The sequence below is a fragment of the Pseudomonas sp. RC10-4-2 genome, from assembly GCF_050433085.1.
In the GTDB taxonomy this organism is placed as follows: Bacteria; Pseudomonadota; Gammaproteobacteria; order Pseudomonadales; family Pseudomonadaceae; genus Pseudomonas; species Pseudomonas aeruginosa.
Window position 1 is genome coordinate 186378 of sequence record NZ_JBNPXX010000007.1, and the last position, 17231, is coordinate 203608.

Consider the following 17231-nt stretch of genomic DNA (forward strand, 5'->3'; position numbering starts at 1 on the left):
TTCACTCCGGGAAGTTCTGGCGGTACGGTAGCAAACGCTTTTTTATTCCTGAAATGCATTTTGAATCTAAGCTAATATGCGAGAAATGCAATTGGTGCCGGCCCCATGAAAATCGATGACATCGACGCCTTCGTCGCGGTGATCCGCAACGCTTCCCTGAGCCAGGCCGCCGAGAGCCTGGGTTTGACCCAGTCTGCGATCACCCGGCGGGTACAGAGCCTGGAGGAGTCCCTCGGAGTGGCATTGCTGGACCGCAATACCAAGCCGCTCAAACCCACCGCCAGCGGACTGCGGGTCTACGAACAGTGCCGGCGGGTGCTGCGCGAGGTGGATGGCCTGCGCGAACTGGTGGCCGGTGACTCCACACCAAGTGGCGTGCTGCGCCTGGGCGTGCCGCAGAGTATCGGCGAGGTGGTGTTGCTGGATGCCCTTCGGCGGCTGGCCGACGAGTACCCGGAGCTGCGCGCGCAGGTCGGCACTGGCTGGGGCAGCCATTTGCTGGCGCGCCTGGAGAATGCCGAACTGGACGCGGCAGTGGTGTTGTTTCCGCCAAGCAAGGTGTTCCCCGAAGAACTCGGCGCCACGCCCCTAGGGCGCATGGAACTCTGCGTGGTGGTCGCCCGCGACAGTGCCATCCAGGCGCGACGCCTGCTCGATTGCTACCACCATGGCTGGGTGCTCAACCCCGATGGCTGCGGCTTCCGTGCCGGCCTGCAACGGGCCCTGGCCGATCAGGGCCTGGGCCTGCAACTGAACCTAGAGACTTTCGGCAGCGAGCTGCAACTGGGCCTGGTCGTCGCGGGCCGGGGTCTCGGCCTGGTGCCGGCGCCGGCCCTGGCGCGTAGCCGCTACCGCGATCAGTTGCAGGTGCTGCAACTGGAGGATTTCCAGCCGCTGATCCAGCTCTGGCTGGTGCGTCCGCGCCTGCTGGGCAATCTGGAGACGCCGGCACGGCTGTTCGGCAGGGCGGTGGCCGAGGGGTTGGATATGCAAGCCGGTTGAGTAGCGGCGCCGGGAGATCCCCGGGAGACGGGAGCGTGAATGAGAAGGGGCTGCAGTCGGGATCAACATTCCCCTGCGAGCCCCTTTTCGCTTCAGAGGGAAGAGGGAGCGAGGGCGGCTACGCATAGTGTCCGCCTTGGGAAACGAAAAGACGGAAAAGCTAAATATGCGCTTTTAGCATATTAAGATATGACAAAAATGAATTTCCATCATGTAGTTTCAGCCTGTAGCTTCTAAGAAAAGCACCCATGCAGATGTTTTTCTTATAACGACAGCCGCCAACCTTATCAGTCGAGCGGCCCAGGCGAGGGCAACAGCGTGAGCGTGGAAATTCTCGGCATGATCACCGCCACACCGAGTTCCGAGGTGGACCAGCCGTTGGGGGAGGCTGTGGACGCCGGTTTCGTCCGGCGTTTCGCCCAGGCCCATGAGGACGCCGGCTTCGACCGGGTGCTGGTGGGGTATTTCAGCAATGCCGCCGAGGGCGCGGTGGTCAGTTCCTTCGTCGCCGCTGCCACCCGGCGCCTTGGCGTTCTCCTGGCCTATCGCCCGGGGGTGATCGCAGCGCCGCTGGCGGCACGCCAACTGGCCACCCTGGATCAGTTCAGCGAGGGCCGCCTGGCCCTGAACGTAGTCAGTGGTGGTAACGACGAGGACCTCGCGCGCGATGGCGACTACCTCGACCATGACCGCCGCTACGCCCGTACCGACGAATACCTGCAAGCCCTGCGTGCTATCTGGACCGCCACGGGACCGGTGGATTTCGACGGCGAGTTCTACCGCTTCCAGGGCGCCTCGCCAGCGGTGCGCCCGCGCCAGTCGCCGCACATACCGATCTATTTCAGTGGCTCCTCCGACGCAGCCATCGAGGTCGCCGCCAGGCACGCCGACACCTACATGCTCTGGGGCGAGCCGCTGGCCGCGGTCGACGGGCATATCCGCCGAGTGCGCGCCGCCGCCAAGGCCCAGGGACGCGATCCGCGCTTCTCGGTGTCATTCCGGCCGATCGTCGCGGATACCGAGGAGGCCGCCTGGAAGCGTGCCGCCGAGGTGCTCGAACAGGTCCGCGAGAACCGTGCGCGCCTCGGTCTGCCGCTGCGCGACCACCAGCCGCAGAACGTCGGTTCGCAGCGCCTGCTGGCCGCCGCCGAGCAGGGCGAGGTGCTCGACAGCCGTTTGTGGACCGGCGTGGCCCGGCTGACCGGGGCGCGCTGGAACTCCACCGCCCTGGTAGGCACCCCCGAGCAGGTTGCCGCTGCGCTTGGCGAGTACTACCGGCTGGGCGTCTCGACCTTCCTGATTCGAGGCTTCGATCCGCTCGGCGACGCCGTGCGCTACGGCCAGGGCCTGATTCCCGCCATACATGACCATATCGCCCGCCTGCCGCTGTTGCGGCACGCCGGTTGAGGAACTCCGATGAAACTCAAGCAATACCTGCTAACCAGCTTCGCCACGCTTCTGCTCGGTGCCTCCCTGGCCCAGGCCGCAGAGCTGCCGACGTTGCGTGTGGGCGACCAGAACTACTACAACGTGCGGGCTTCCATGGAGGCCTCGGGAGTTCTCGAAGGCGCGCCTTACCAGGTCGAATGGAAGCATTTCCAGTCCGCCGCGCCGGTGGCCGAAGGGTTGCAGGCCGGAGCGCTGGACCTGGGTTTCCTCGGCGACTCGGGCTTCATCTTCCTCGCCGCCAAGGGTGCGCCGGTGAAGCTGGTCGGCGTCTCGCGGCAGAACCCCGATACCATAGCCCTGCTGGTGCCGAAGGATTCTCCGGTGCGCAGCATTGCCGATCTCAAGGGCAGGAAAGTCGCCTACTGGCCCGGTGCCTGGAGCCAGCAACTGACCTTGCGCGCGCTGGAGAAAGCCGGCCTGCCGAAGGACTACGTGGAGTTCGTCAAGCTGATGCCGATCGACGCCGCCGCCGCCTTGCCGCGCGGCAGCATCGATGCCTTTCCGGTGTGGGAGCCGTATATCTCGCAGCAGATCGTGGTTTCCGGCGCACGGCCGATTCTCACCGCCCGCGACCTGATGCCGGGGCTGTCCAGCATCGCCGCCAACGCTGCTTCCATCGAGCCCAGGCGCGCGCAGATCGCCGACTTCCTCGGCCGCCTGCGCAAGGCACGGGCCTGGGTCGAGGCACACAAGGAGCAGTACGCTGACCTCTGGGCGCAGAAGGCCAATCTCGACCGGGCAGTCTCCCGCCATTGGATCGGCCAGGCCGGCATGAGCGTCGGCCCGGTAGACGCCCAGGCCGCCACCGACTACCAGGAGACCGCGGATTTCCTGCTGCAGACCGGTGCCTTGCCCAAGCCGTTCGACACTTCCACGGTGATCGACACGTCCTTCAACGAAGCCTTCCACTGAGTACGGACCATGAGCATCCAGTTTCTCGGCATGATCGGCCATCGCCTGGCCTCGGAGACCCTCGCGCCGGTCGGACCTATCCTCGACAAGACTTACATCGCCGCTTTCGCACGCGCCCACGAAGAGGCCGGCTTCGATCGAATCCTGGTCGGCTACTGGTCGGACCAGCCGGATGGATTCCTGGTGGCCGCCGCCGCTGGCCTGGCCACTTCCCGGATCGGTCTGCTGCTGGCGCACCGCCCCGGTTTCGTCGCCCCGACCCTGGCCGCGCGCAAGCTGGCGACCCTCGAACACCTCCTCGACGGGCGCCTGGCGGTGCATATCATCAGCGGCGGCAGCGACGCCGACCAGCGCAAGGACGGCGATTATCTCGACCACGACCAGCGCTATGCCCGCAGCGACGAATTCATCGAACTGCTCAAGCGCACCTGGACCAGCACCGAACCCTTCGATTTCCACGGCGCGCACTACCGCGTGGAGCACGCCTTCTCGGCCATCCGTCCGCAGCAGAAACCGCACATTCCGGTGTATTTCGGCGGCTCCTCGGAAGCCGCGCTGAAGGTCGCCGGCAAGCAGGCCGATGTGTTCATGCTCTGGGGCGAACCCCTGGCACAGGCCGCCGAAACCATCTCCGCTGTGCGCGAACAGGCGCGCTCGAATGGTCGCGAAGTGGAATTCAGCCTGTCGTTCCGGCCCATCCTCGGGCGCACGGAGGACGAGGCCTGGGCCAAGGCCGAGGCGATACGCGCAAGCGCCGGCGCGCGCCTGGGCGAGGCCGGCTTCCCCAAGGGCAAGCCGCAGAGCGTCGGCGCCCAGCGTCTGCTCAAGGCGGTGGAGCAGGGCGAGCGCCTCGACGAGCGCCTTTGGACCGGAATCGCCAGGCTGGTCGGTGGCGGGCACAACTCCACCGCCCTGGTTGGTACCGCGGAACAGGTGGCCGACGCCCTGCTCGCCTACTACGACCTGGGCGTGCGCAATATCCTCATTCGCGGTTTCGATCCCCTCGCCGATGCCGTGGAATATGGCCGCGAGCTGATCCCGCTGACCCGCGCCAAAGTCGCCGAGCGCGAGCGCCGGCGCGCCACGGCCTGATCCCATGGCCGTCCTGCAGACTCCCTCGGCGGCGTTCGATGAACGGCTGCCAGAACTGACCCGGCAACTGGCGGAAAGCGCCGATGCCCATGACCGCAGCGGAGATTTTCCCCATGCCAACCTGGCCCTGCTGCGACACCACGGGCTGCTCGCCCTGGCCTTGCCGCCTGCGCTCGGCGGTCCCGGCGCCAGCCTCGGCGAGCTGCGCCGGGTAATCGGCGCGGTGGCTCGCGGCGAACCCTCCACGGCCCTGGTGCTGTGCATGCAGTACCTGCATTTGCGGCGCCTGGCCGATAACCCCGATTGGCCCGGCGCGCTCAAGCGGCGCGTGGCGCGCGAGGTGCTGGAGCAGGGGGCGTTGATCAATAGCCTGCGCGTGGAGCCCGAGCTGGGTTCGCCGTCACGCGGCGGTCTGCCGGGTACGCTGGCGCGGCGTGTCGGCGACGGCTGGCAGCTGTCCGGGCACAAGCTCTACACCACCGGCATTCCCGGCCTGACCTGGCTGGCGGTATGGGCGCGCAGCGACGAGCCGATCCCCCGCGTGGGTACCTGGCTGGTGCGCCGCGACAGCCCAGGCATCCGTATCGTGGAGAGCTGGGACCATCTGGGCATGCGCGCCAGCGGCAGCCACGAGGTGCTCTTCGAAGAGGTGGCGGTGCCTCTGGAAAACGCCATCGGCCTGCATCCCCACGACCAGCCTCCGGCGCCGGACCAGGCCGTGCTGCGCGACTTCGCCCAGGCTAGCGCGGTGTTGCTCGGCGCTCTCTACGACGGTATCGCCGGGAGCGCCCGCGAGTGGCTCGTCGGCTGGCTGCGCGAGCGCGTGCCGGCCAGTCTCGGCGCGCCGTTGGCGAGCCTGCCGAGGATGCAGGAGGCGCTCGGCGAGATCGACGGCCTGCTCCTGCAGAACCGCCTGCTGCTCGATGCCGCGTGCTGCGGACAGTTGCCCGCCAGCGACTCCGGGCTGCTCAAGGTCGCGGTCATCGACAACGCGTTGGCGGTGGTCGAGAAGGCCCTGGAACTGAGCGGCAACCACGGCCTCAGCCGGCACAATCCGCTACAGCGGCACTACCGCGACGTGCTTTGCGGACGTGTCCACACGCCACAGAAAGATAGCGTCTGGAGCGCGGCGGGGAGGGCGGCGCTGAGTCTTTGAAACGTACCTCCCACGATTCTCGACCCTGGCCTTGTCGGCGACCGCACCGGCGGAACGGATAGCCCAGGATAGCCCCGGCTCCGTGCGGAGCTGCCTGGAGATTGCCCATGAAACGACCCCTGTGTGTGCTTGCCGGCCTGCTGGCCGCGACCCTGCTCGCTGGAGCCGCCAGCGCCGCCGACCTCATCAGCCTGCGCCTGGGCGATGTGAAGGGCGACCGCTACGCCGCCCTGCGCGCGTCCGGCGAGCTCGACGACCTGCCGTACAAGCTGGAAATGTCGGCGTTCCCCTCCGGTGCACCGGTGCTCGAGGCGCTCAACGCCGGGGCCCTGGACATAGGCTTTACCGGCGATATCCCGTTCCTCTTCGTCTACGCTGCCGGCGCGCCGCTCAAGGCGGTGGGCGCCTGGCACTTCAACCCGGCGACCGTGGCGCTGGTGGTCGGCAAGGACTCGCCGATCCGTTCGGTGGCCGGCCTCAAGGGCAAGCGCATTGCCGTCAATCGCGGCGGCTGGGGGCATTTCCTCGCCCTTGGCGCGTTGCGTCGCGCCGGCCTCGGACCGCAGGACGTAAGCTTTTCCTTCCTTGGTCCGGTGGACGGCCGCGCCGCCCTGGTGCGTGGCTCGGTAGACGCCTGGGTGCCCTGGGAGCCCTATACCTCCAGCGCCGTGCTGCTCGATCAGGCGCGGGTCATCGACAACGGTGCCGGGATCATGACCGGCTACTCCTATGCCCTGGCCAGCGACGCTGCGATCGCCCGCAAGAAGGCCGCGATCAGCGACCTGCTGACCCGCCTGGCGCGTGCCCAGGCCTGGGCCCTGAGGCATCCGGAGGCGTTCGCCGAGGCCCTGGCCAAGGATCTGAACATGCCGCGCGAAGTCACTCGGCGCTGGGTTGGCGAGGCGCGCATCAGTCCTGTGGTCTTCGGTCCGGAGGTTGCCGCCACCCTGCAGACCGCCGCCGATTTCTTCCATGCCGAAGGCGTGCTGCCGAAGTCGCTGGAGGTCGCCCCGGCGTTCGACTTCAGCCTGTCCGCCGGTGCCGCCGAAGTGGCCCGCCAGTTGCCCGCCGACCTCCGCGTCGGCCAGCGTTGAGGAGTTACGGAATGCGTCAGACCCTGAGCCTGTTCCTGCTTCTCTGCCTGCTCGTCGGCCAGGCCTGTGCCGACGAGCGCGTGACCCTGCGCCTGGCCGACCAGAAGGGCAACATGCGCGCTCAGTTGGAGGCTGCCGGCGCGCTGGACGAGCTGACCTACGACATCCGCTGGTTCGAATTCCCCGCCGCCGCCCCCCTCGCCGAAGCACTCAATGCCGGTGCGGTGGATGCCGGCATCATCGGCGACGCGCCATTGCTCTTCGCCCTGGCCGCCGGTGCCCGGCTGAAGGCCATCGCCGTCGACAAATCCGATCCCTACGGTACCGCCGTGCTGGTGAGAGGGGATTCGCCGCTGCGCTCGGCCAACGACCTGAAAGGTCAGCGCATTGCCACCGGGCGCGGTTCCATCGGCCACTTCGTCGCGCTCAAGGCCTTGGCCTCGGTCGGGCTGGGCGAGAAGGACGTCGAATTCCGCTTCCTCGGCCCGGTGGACGCGAAAATGGCCCTCGCCAATGGTTCCGTGGATGCCTGGGCGACCTGGGAGCCCTACACCGCGCTCGCGGAGACCGCCGACAAGGCTCGGGTACTGGTCGACGGTCGCGGCCTGTGGGCTGGCAACAGCTTCCTCGCTGCTACCGATAGCGCACTGGCCGACCCGGCGAAACGCGCCGTGCTGCAGGACTACCTGCAACGCCTGGCCAGCGCCCAGCGCTGGGCGTACCTGCACCTGGACGAGTATTCGCGAAGCCTGGCGCAGATCATCGGCTTCCCCGAGGACGCCGCGCGCTTGCAGTTCGAACGCCGGCGCTTGCGTTGGCAGGCGCTGGATGAGCGAACGCTCGGCCAGCAGCAGGAGACCGCCGATTTCTACCAGGCCCATGGATTGATTCCGCAGCGCCTCGATGTGCGGCCGACCTTCGCCAGCGGCTTTGCGGTCAGGCAGGCGTCGGATGCGGATATCCGGTAGGCGCTGCCCGGGCATTAATTGATAACTATAAGTTATTTATCGATTGTTTTTTATTCCAATAATCTATCCGTTCCGTCGCCGGCAGCTGGAACTCCCGTCCCTGCGGGCGCTCGCACCTATCCCAGGAGTCATCGCATGTCTCGTCCGTTCCTGCGTCGCTTGGCCATCGTGTTTGCCGCTTCCGTCGTCCTGTCGGGCATTGGTGGCGCACAGGCCGAGGAGGTCCTGCGCATCGGCTTCCAGAAATCCTCGACTCTGCTGACCCTGATCCGCAGCCAGGGCACCTTCGAGCGCGAGTTGGCCAGGCAGGGCATCCGGGTGTCCTGGCATGAGTTCCCCAGCGGCCTGCCGTTGCTCGAATCGCTCAATGTCGGCAACGTCGATCTCTCCGCCGACGTCGCCGACACCGTGCCGGTGTTCGCCCAGGCGGCGGGTGCTCGCCTGACCTACTTCGCCCGCGAAACACCTTCGCCCGCGGCGCAGGCGATACTGGTCGGCGAACATTCGCCGCTGAAGTCCCTGGCCGAGCTGAAGGGCAAGCGCATCGCCGTGACCAAGGCCGCCGGCAGCCACTACCTGCTGATCGCCGCGCTGGCCAGCGCCGGGCTTGAGTTCTCCGACATCCAGCCAGCCTACCTGACGCCAGCCGACGGCCGCGCCGCCTTCGAGAACGGCAAGGTCGACGCCTGGGTGACCTGGGACCCCTACGTGGCAAGCGCCCAGCGCCAGCAACGCGCGCGGGTACTGGCCGACGGCCAGGGCCTGGCCAGCTACCAGCGCTACTACCTCGCCTCCAGCGACTACGCCAGGAAACATCCTGAAGTGCTCCAGCAGGTCTTCGCCGAACTGCAGCGCACCGGGCGCTGGCTCAAGAGCCACCCGGCCGACGCGGCCAAGGTGCTGGGGCCGCTGTGGGGCAATCTCGATGCCGCTACCGTCGAGCAGGCGAATGCGCGGCGCAGCTACGACGTACAACCGGTGAGCGCAGATGGTCTCGACGAGCAACAGCGCATCGCCGACGCCTTCCACGCCCAGGGACTGCTACCCAAACCGGTGGATGCGCGCGCCGTGGAGGTATGGCAGCCGCGGCACTGAGCGGCGCGGCTGCCCTGTGATGCGCGGCACCGGCGGCCAGCGTAGCTTGCCGCTGGCGCGCGTCCTTCAGGCCAGCCCATAGCTGATCTGCTCGGCCTTGACGTGGAACGCCTGCTCACGGCTCGGAAGATGCTGGTTGGCATCGGCGTTGCCCTGGCGCAGGCGTTCGGACCTCAGCGTCGGCAGGCGGAACACATCCTGCCGCTCGGTCTGCAACGCATTGCCGCGCATCAGTTCCATCAACGGAACCTGCATGGCCGGGGTGCTCTGGCCGAGGAAGTAGTTGGGCACCTCGTCGCACCACAGCAGCATGTAGTCGCTCACCGCATCGTGCTCGGCGTCGAGCACCACGTACTCGACGCGGTGGCGCAGGACCACTTCGGCGTCGATGCTCCAGCGGGTGTCCACGGTGAACAGCGGAACGTGCTTTTCCACGTCCACCAGCAGGCCATTCACCGCCTTGCAGCCGGACTTGCGGCAGGCCACGTGGTAGCGCTTGTCGGGGAGGGGGTGACGCGCCACCACGTCGCGCCCGCCAAGCAGGTGCAGGTCGAACTCCTTGATGCGGATGTCGATCAACTCGCACGGCAGGTCGAACCCCGCAGGCGTCAGCAGCCTGGGGCAGAAATGGATAAGCATGGTTTTCTCCATCAGGCATGCCCGGGGCTTTCCCGCCCTGGGGGAGAGGTATCTCTATCGGTCGCAGGTCAGCCGGCAAGCCGCATCCTGACGGACGAGGCAGAGCCTCGCCCGGTGAAAGACGCGAACGCCGGTCCTGGCGGACCTCGCTGGATTTTTCTGGCTCCGGGCGCTCCCGCGCTTCCAGGGGGCGTCTCGGGCGGGTGTCAGCTCCCGGTCTTGACCCGGCTCCAGACCCGGGTACGGATTCTCTCGACCTTCAGTGGCAGGGTTTCCAGCGGGAAGAGGGTCGCCATGGTTTCCTTGCTCAGGTAAACCGCCGGGTTTTCCCGCAGCTTCCGCTCTACCAGCGGCAGCGCCGCCTGGTTGCCATTCGGATAGCCCACGTAGTTGGAGGTCCTGGCGATGACCTCCGGACGCAGCAGGTAGTCGATCAGCGCATAACCCTGCTGCGGATGCGGTGCATCCTTGAGCAGCACCATGTTCTCGGTCCAGACCAGCGAGCCTTCCCGGGGAATGCTGTAGGCGATATGGCGACCGTTCCCGGCCTGTTCGTTGTTGACCTGGGCCATGTAGGCCGTGCCCTGCCAGCCGACCACCACGCAGACGTTGCCGTTGGAGAGATCGGTGTCGACTCTGGAGGAGTCGAAATAGCGAATGTAGGGGCGAACCTTCAGCAACAGTTCCTGGGCTTTCTGGTAGTCCTCGGGATTCTGGCTGTTGTGCGGCAGGCCCAGGTAGTTGAGGGCGATGGACACTAGCTCGGTGGAGGAGTCCAGCGTGGCCACGCCGCACTGGCTGAGGCGGGAGATGTTCTCCTCCTTGAAGACCAGGTCCCAGGAGTCGACCGGCGCGTCGGGGCCGAGCAGCTTGCGGACCTTGTCCACGTCGTAGGCGATTCCGGTGGTTCCCCAGAGATAAGGTACGGCATAGCGATTGCCGGGATCGTTGGCCTGAAGCTTCCCGAGGATGTCCGCGTCGAGGTTCTTCCAGTGGGGGAGCCGGTCGCGGTCGAGTTCCTGGAGGACGCCCGCCTTGATCAGCCCGGGCAGGATGTTGGAGGTGATCACCACCACGTCGTAGCCGGAGCGGCCGACCATCAGCTTGCCCTGCGCGGTCTCGGCGCTGTCGAAGGTGTCGAGGACGACACGGGTGCCGGTTTCCTTCTGGAAAGCCTTGGGCGTTTCCGGGGCGATGAAGTCATACCAGTTGTAAAGATGGACGCTGGTTTGCGCAGCCCATGCACTGTCCGCCGCTGTCGCACCGATCGTCGTCAGGATCGATAACGCCAGTGCACAAACTTTTTTCATTGGATTTCCTTTCCGAAACGAAACAAGTTGGATTTTGCACCTACCAGAACTGGTAGTTCTGACCTGTGGCTATCTTCGAAGGCATCGATATTATGCACATTGGAACTCTTCATGACATAACGCCGAGTGACTAATCCCAGAGGAGTAGTTGTGTGGATATCGCATTGCACGGCGGCGCCTGGCACGAGTCACTGGGAAAGTTGCTCGAAGCGCTGGACCGGCCGTTCTTCTGGCGGATCCTGGCGCAGACCCTCGGCCAGTTCGCCCCCGTCGACAACTGGGCGGCCCTGATATTCAGCGACTCCAGCCCCTTGATTCTTTCCTTCATGGAAGAGGAGATAGAAGAAATCGAGCCAGACCCGCTGATCAGTCGATATATAACCGGACTTTATCTGCAAGATCCTTTCTACCAGGTATCCAGAAACTGTCGGCGCGGCGGGCTTTTTCATCTTGCGGATATCGTCTCCGAAGATTTCGAAACGACCGAATATTACAATACGTACTTTGCGCATTATGTGGTGACGGACGAAGTTCAATATAACGTCCCGCTGGATGGTGAAAGAACCCTATGCCTGTCGTTGGGCAGCGAGAGCCGCTTCGGTGCCGAGCAGATCGCGCTGTTCGAGCTGCTTCGCCCGTGGGTCATCGCGCTGATGAAAAAACGCATCCACTTCGAGGATGCGGTCAGGGAGGAGGCGAAACCGATCGCAGCGGCGGAGGTGGAAGTCCAGCCCTGGAGAGGGTTGATATCGCCGCTGACCGCGCGGGAGTCGGATGTCATCCGGCTGATGCTGGATGGATACTCGAACAAGGAAATAGCGGATCGGCTGACGCTGTCGATCGCCACTATCAAGGTGCATCGCCGGCACATCTACGCGAAGCTGAACGTGAAGTCCCACTCCGAGATATTCGCGCTGTTGATCAACCCGCCCGCGCCGCGGCTCGCCGACGCACGCTAGTGCGCCGCCTGCGGAGGAACCCGGGCGCATAAGGTTATGCGAAATTCATATTGCCCGACGCTGAAAAAGCCGGCGTCGGATTGCACTCATGGGCGAATTCCATCCAGGACGATTCGACCATGCCCGATGTACGTCTTTCCTCTCGTTCGTTGACCCCCGTGCTCTGTGCGGTGGGGCTCGCCTGCGCGCTGCAGGGCGAGGTGCAGGCCGCCGACGGTGGGCCGCGCGACGTGGCCACGGCGCCCCGGGTATTCGACATAGCGCCCGGCGAACTGGCCGAGGTGTTGTTGAACATCGTGCGCCAGGGACACGTGCCGATCGCCTTCGACCAGCGCCTGGTGGCGGGGTTGCGCGGACCGGATATCCGCGGCCGGCTCAGTGTCGAGGAGGCCTTGCGGCGTGCCCTGGCCGGCAGCGGGCTGGCATACGCGCAGGACGAAAGCGGTGCCTTCGTCCTGCGCCGCGGACAGGCGCCTGTGCAGGAGACGCGAGGTGCGACGGTGGCACCGACCTTGTCCACCGTGGTGGTCACCGGCACGCGCAAGAGCGATGTGAAGGCGCAGGACAGCCTGAGCCCGATCGATGTGGTCAGCGCTACCCAGCTACGCAGCAGCGGTGCGGTCGACCTGCGCGATGCGCTGGTCAAACTGTTGCCCTCGCTGACCCGCCAGGCCCAGCCGTTCAACGCCTCGGCGTTGACCCACACGCAGTCGCTGCGCGGGCTGAGCCCCAACCATGTGCTGGTGCTGGTGAACGGCAAGCGTCGCCACGAAACGGCCAATCTCAATATCAGCGGCGGGCTGGAGAAGGGCTCCACCGGCGTCGATCTGGACACCATCCCGATCAACGCCATCGAGCGGGTCGAGGTGCTGCGCGACGGCGCCTCGGCGCAGTACGGTTCGGACGCCATCGCCGGGGTGATCAACGTCATCCTCAAGTCCGCCGACAGCGGCGGGTCGGCGGCCGCTGACGTCGGGCAGACCGGCGACGGCGACGGCTTCACCCATGGCGGCGGGGGGAACATCGGGCTGGCCTTCGGCGATAGCGGCTTCGTCAACCTCACCGCCGAATATCGCGAGCAGGAGCGCACGATGCGCAGCGGCATCGATGAGCGCACCGGTCGGCGCGACAACATTTCCATGGGCGATCCCGCGTTCCACCGGCAATCGTTGGCGCTCAACTCGGGTTTCGGGTTGGGCGACGATATCGAGGTGTACGGCTTCGGCACCTATACCCGGCGCAAGGCCTCCTCGGCGGCCAACTATCGCCTGGCTTCGGTGGCGCCGACGCTGTATCCGGACGGCTTCACGCCGCGCCCGAACAGCGACGAGGACGACTATGCGTTCCTCGCCGGGGTGCGCGGCGAGCGTCTGCTGGATGCCTGGCACTGGGACCTGAGCAGTGGCTACGGCGCCGACCGTCCCGATATCGGCATGACCCAGTCGGTGAACGCGGCGATCTACCGTGAAACCGGCAACAGCCCGAGAAGCTTCGACCTGGCGCGCTACCGCAACAGCCAATGGACCAGCAACCTGGACCTGGGGCGGGAATTCGAACTGGATTTCCTCGCTGCTCCGCTGGCGTTGTCGCTGGGTGCGGAATACCGGCGGGAAAGCTACCGCATCGACGCCGGCGACCCGGCGTCCTACTACAGCGGCGGGGCGGAATCCCTGGCTGGCCTCTCGCCGCTCAGCGAGGGGCAATGGTCGCGGCACGCCTGGGCGTCCTACCTGGACCTGGGTACCTCCCTGACCCCAGCCTGGGAGGTCGACGTGGCGGTGCGCCACGAGAAATTCAGCGACTTCGGCAGCACCACCAACGGCAAGTTCGCCACCCGTTACCAGTTCGATCCGCGGGTGGCGCTGCGCGCCAGCGTAAGCAGCGGGTTCCGCGCGCCGTCCCTGGTCCAGGAGCACTACACCGGCCTCAGCGTCGGCCCGACCATCGCCCTTGGCCTGCTGGCGGCCAACTCGCCGGCGGCGAAGATGCTCGGCGCCGACGAACTGCAACCGGAGAAGTCGACCAGCTTCAACCTTGGCCTGGTACTCAGCCCGTGGGAAAACGTCGGGCTGAACATCGACGCCTACCAGATCAGCATCCGCGACCGCATCGTCGACAGCGCCACCTATTCCGGCCAGGAAGCCATCGATGCCCTGGCCGCGGCGGGGATCTCGTTGCCGGCCAGTGCCAGTACGGTCAGTACCCACTACCTGGCCAACGGTGCCGACACCCGCACCCGCGGTGTTGACATCACCGGTCACTACCTCGTCGCGCTTGGCGAGTACGGGCAGGTCGACTGGGAACTGTCGGCCAACTTCAACCGCACCACCTTGCGCAAGAACCATCGAGGCGCCAACGGCGAGCCGCTGCTCAATGCCCAGCAGGTCGCCTGGATCACCAGCTCCACCCCGCGCAGCCAGGTTTCCCTCGGCGGCACCTGGAGCCGCCAGGACTGGGAGGTCAGCCTGCGCCTGACGCGCTACGGCCGGACCAGCTCGGAACTCGACTACACGGTAGGGCCGGACGCCTGGTCGACGGAGAAATTCAACCATTTCGTCAACGACCCGAAGTACATCACTGACATCGCCGCGCGCTACCGGCTCAGCGCCGACCTGACGCTGACCGCCGGCGCCGACAACCTGTTCGACGTCCGTCCGGACAAGCTGCCCGCGCAGAACACCACCTATGGCGACGTGCTGCGCTACGACACCTATGCCTCGCAGATCGGCTTCAACGGCGCCTTCTACTACCTACGCGCGGCATACCGCTTCTAGAGGGCCAGGCGTGGCGCAACGAGAATTTTCCGCGACCAGCGGCGGTGTGCTGCTGGCGTCGGTGGTGGCGATCATGCTCGGGCCCACCGGCATCCTGCTGAACACCTTCAGTCTGTTCATCGCACCGATGAGCGCCGAGTACGCCTGGGACCGCGCCGAGGTGTCGTTGCTGGTGACGCTGTTCGGACTGGCGGTCGCCATCACCAGCCCGCTCAAGGGCTGGCTGATCGATCGTTGGGGCGCGCGGCGGACAATGCTCGGGCTGACCGCCGCCCTGTCGCTGCCGCTGCTCGGCCTGGCGGCGGTGAATGCCGTCTGGCAACTCTACGCGCTGTTCCTGCTGATCGGCCTGCTGGCGCCAGGCAACCTGCCTTACGGACGTATCCTCGGACTCTGGTTCCGCCAACGCCTGGGCGTGGCCTACGGCCTGCTAGGCCTGGGCTTCGGGGTGGGCGGGCCGCTGGGCCTGCTGGTCGGCCACCAGAGCCTCGAAGCGTGGGGCTGGCGCGGCGCTTTCCTGGTCTACGGCGTGCTCGAACTGGGCCTGGCGCTGCCGCTGCTGGCCTGGCTGTTCCGCGAGCCAGCGCCGGATGCTGGCGTGGCCGCCGGCACGGCCGTAGCGGAAACCGCGCTGAGCGGATCGACGGCGCCCCAGGCCTGGCGCAGCGCCAGTTTCTGGCTGGTGCTGGGCAACCAGGTACTGGCGGTGTTCGTGATGTCCGGGATCATGACCCATGGCGTGCCGATGCTGGTGGAGCGCGGTTTGTCCCGGGGCGAGGCGGGCACCGCGCTGTCGGCGTTGTGGGTCGGCATGATGCTGTCGCAGCCGCTGATGGGCTGGCTTCTCGACCGCGTGGCGACGCCTCGGGTGGCGTTGCCCTTCGCCCTGGCGGCGGTGCTCGGCATGGCCTGGTTCCTGGTGGGCGACACACCGAGCGGTCTATGGCTGGCGGTGTTCCTGGTCGGCCTGGGTGGAGGAGGGGAAAGCGGCACCACCAAGTACCTGTTGATGCGCTACTTCGGCCTGCGCAGCTTCGGTGTGATCTACGGTTCGATCCAGCCGTTCACCTTCGCCCTGTCGATCAGTCTCGGCGCTTACCTGCTGGGCTGGCTGTACGACCGCGCCGAAGGCTACGGGACGGCCGAATGGGTGCTGCTCGCGGCTTTTTCCCTGGCTGCGTGCAGCCTGTTCGCCTTTCGCCCCTATCCGCAGAAATTGCCCTGAAGGGAATCATGCCGGCTAGCGTTCGCCCTGGCGCCGCGCGGTCTTGCCGGCGAGGCGGGCCTGGCGATAGTCGTTGGCGCACTGTCCCGTCCAGCGACGGAAGGCGTGGCGAAAACTGGAGGTATCCATGTAGCCCAGCCTCTCGGCGACTTCCTCGATGCGCAGTCGCTCGTCCCGCAGCAGTTGGCGCGCCCTGTCGTGGCGGACCAGGTCGAGCACTTCCCGGTAGTTGGTGCCCTCGTCGGCGAGCCGTCGGCGCAGCGTCCGTTCGGTGACCTTCAACTGCCGGGCGACCCAGGCGATGCTCGGGTAGCGGTCCTGTAGCACCTCCAGCAGTGCCACGATGCGTTGGCGGTAGCCGCCCATCTCGCGGGTGACGCGGGTGTTGAAGGCCTTGCTGCCGAGCGCCAGCGAGGCCTGGAACACGGCGGAGTTGGCAGTGGCGATCTCGGCCTCGAGCAATTCCTCGGGGAGGGTGAAGGTGATGCCTGCGCCGGCGAAATACACCGGCACCCGGAAATACTCCTCGTATGCCCGCACGTCGCCGTTCCTTTCCGGGAGGCGCAGGCGGACCAGTTCCAGCTCGCCCAGCAGCAGGTCGCGGAACACCGCGTAGGCGGCCGACGCCAGGACGTTGGCGTGATACAGCCGGGCCGACTGCGGCCAGTCCGGCTTGTCCTGCAGGTCGATATCCACATCCACGGTGTCGCAACTGGAACGTCGCACCGCGATCCCGCGGATATCCTTGCGGAACAGCAGCATGTTGGTCTTGATCAGTTGCAAGGCTTCGCCCACGGTGCCGGCACTCTGCAATGCCAGCCCGGCGACGCCGTAGTCGGAAAGGCGGTAGTGCTCCCCCAGGCTCAGGCCTTCCAGGGGGGAGCGTCCGTTCAGCACGATCCACTCGTAGAGCGCTTCGCTGGGCAGGCGCGGCTCGGCAGCCGAACCCTGACGCATGTCCGGAGGCGTGATGCGTTGCACGGCGAGGTAGTTGTTGAGTGGTCGCCACTCGAAATCGTACTGGATGTTTTCGGACGGGCTCATCGGTTACCTCTTGCACGCGATGCTATCGCCCTGAAGGCGTCAGGGCTTCGTTATTCCATGCGGATGTCGTTTCGGTTGATTTTCGTACGCTGGGCTTCCGGCAATCACTACCTTGCGTAAGGGGTTGACAGGAGCGGGGTCTGCGTATAGCCGCGCCTCCGCGACGCCGTGCCGATCAGTCGTGCATGCTTGCCGTGGCCCGGCTGAGCACTGCCGTCCCGGCCACTCTCGCCGGGGTGGCTGCGCCTGGATGATCGTCGTGGGCGGTGGTGGCGCGGGCCGGTTGCCCTGAGCTTCAGGCGCCATCGCCGCTTGCCGGCGCTCGGGAGGCCGCTGGCCAAGGAAAACCGTAGCGCCGCGGCGGGCGGCGGCTAGCGGGGATTTCCGGCCACGCGTGCCGTGCCCGGGCCTCGCTTGCCTTCCCGGCGCGCCGGACTCCCGGTGGCCTGGAGGACAGGAAAAGCGAGCGGCGAGGTGTCGGCGAGCAGGGTCAACTCGATCTTCTGATAGGG

Annotated in this window: 14 protein-coding genes; 11 read left to right on the forward strand and 3 right to left on the reverse strand. The window is 66.3% G+C overall.

From position 1 onward, the window contains the following. The first annotated feature begins 105 nt into the window (after positions 1 to 105). The 8 genes from FHW81_RS27020 to FHW81_RS27055 all read left to right on the forward strand — a co-directional run bounded on the left by FHW81_RS27020 (position 106) and on the right by FHW81_RS27055 (position 8768). Positions 106 to 1002, forward strand: a complete 897-nt coding sequence (locus FHW81_RS27020; protein ID WP_019726383.1) for a LysR family transcriptional regulator — start codon at positions 106 to 108, stop codon at positions 1000 to 1002. A 339-nt stretch (positions 1003 to 1341) separates the two neighbouring features. Next, positions 1342 to 2409 carry an LLM class flavin-dependent oxidoreductase gene (locus tag FHW81_RS27025; RefSeq protein WP_003130938.1) on the forward strand — a complete coding sequence of 356 codons (1068 nt, stop codon included), beginning with the start codon at positions 1342 to 1344 and terminating at the stop codon, positions 2407 to 2409. A gap of 9 nt (positions 2410 to 2418) precedes the next feature. Next, a complete protein-coding gene (locus FHW81_RS27030; protein ID WP_003097609.1) occupies positions 2419 to 3363 on the forward strand; it encodes an ABC transporter substrate-binding protein in 945 nt (314 codons plus the stop codon). A 9-nt stretch (positions 3364 to 3372) separates the two neighbouring features. After that, entirely contained in the window at positions 3373 to 4455 is a 1083-nt protein-coding gene (locus FHW81_RS27035) for an LLM class flavin-dependent oxidoreductase (RefSeq protein WP_023087247.1), read from the forward strand. Between the two features lie 4 nt (positions 4456 to 4459). Next, positions 4460 to 5611 (forward strand): acyl-CoA dehydrogenase, encoded by a 1152-nt coding sequence (locus tag FHW81_RS27040; protein ID WP_003143826.1) that lies wholly within the window; start codon positions 4460 to 4462, stop codon positions 5609 to 5611. A 107-nt stretch (positions 5612 to 5718) separates the two neighbouring features. Then, positions 5719 to 6705 (forward strand): aliphatic sulfonate ABC transporter substrate-binding protein, encoded by a 987-nt coding sequence (locus tag FHW81_RS27045; protein ID WP_003113358.1) that lies wholly within the window; start codon positions 5719 to 5721, stop codon positions 6703 to 6705. Positions 6706 to 6716: 11 nt separating this feature from the next. After that, entirely contained in the window at positions 6717 to 7673 is a 957-nt protein-coding gene (locus FHW81_RS27050) for an ABC transporter substrate-binding protein (protein WP_019726381.1), read from the forward strand. A gap of 135 nt (positions 7674 to 7808) precedes the next feature. Further along, the gene (locus FHW81_RS27055; protein ID WP_003097598.1) at positions 7809 to 8768 is read left to right on the forward strand and encodes an aliphatic sulfonate ABC transporter substrate-binding protein; all 960 of its coding nucleotides are present in this window, start codon (positions 7809 to 7811) and stop codon (positions 8766 to 8768) included. Between the two features lie 66 nt (positions 8769 to 8834). On the opposite strand, the gene qteE is transcribed toward FHW81_RS27055, so the two are convergent. Further along, complete coding sequence (qteE, locus tag FHW81_RS27060) at positions 8835 to 9407, reverse strand: quorum threshold expression protein QteE (protein WP_003090369.1); 573 nt, start codon at positions 9405 to 9407, stop codon at positions 8835 to 8837. Between the two features lie 206 nt (positions 9408 to 9613). Next, positions 9614 to 10717: a polyamine ABC transporter substrate-binding protein gene (locus FHW81_RS27065; RefSeq protein WP_003116789.1), complete on the reverse strand. Its 1104-nt coding sequence runs from the start codon at positions 10715 to 10717 to the stop codon at positions 9614 to 9616. 152 nt (positions 10718 to 10869) lie between these two features. Between FHW81_RS27065 and vqsR the strand changes: the two genes are divergently transcribed. The 3 genes from vqsR to FHW81_RS27080 all read left to right on the forward strand — a co-directional run bounded on the left by vqsR (position 10870) and on the right by FHW81_RS27080 (position 15675). Then, the gene (gene vqsR / locus FHW81_RS27070; RefSeq protein WP_003143847.1) at positions 10870 to 11676 is read left to right on the forward strand and encodes a transcriptional regulator VqsR; all 807 of its coding nucleotides are present in this window, start codon (positions 10870 to 10872) and stop codon (positions 11674 to 11676) included. Positions 11677 to 11795: 119 nt separating this feature from the next. After that, on the forward strand, positions 11796 to 14450 hold the full coding sequence (locus tag FHW81_RS27075; protein WP_003162157.1) for a TonB-dependent receptor: 2655 nt from the start codon (positions 11796 to 11798) through the stop codon (positions 14448 to 14450). Positions 14451 to 14460: 10 nt separating this feature from the next. Beyond that, entirely contained in the window at positions 14461 to 15675 is a 1215-nt protein-coding gene (locus FHW81_RS27080) for an MFS transporter (protein WP_003113355.1), read from the forward strand. A 15-nt stretch (positions 15676 to 15690) separates the two neighbouring features. Here FHW81_RS27080 and FHW81_RS27085 read toward each other — a convergent pair whose 3' ends face one another. Next, complete coding sequence (locus FHW81_RS27085) at positions 15691 to 16719, reverse strand: AraC family transcriptional regulator (RefSeq protein ID WP_003097554.1); 1029 nt, start codon at positions 16717 to 16719, stop codon at positions 15691 to 15693. Positions 16720 to 17231: the final 512 nt, after the last annotated feature.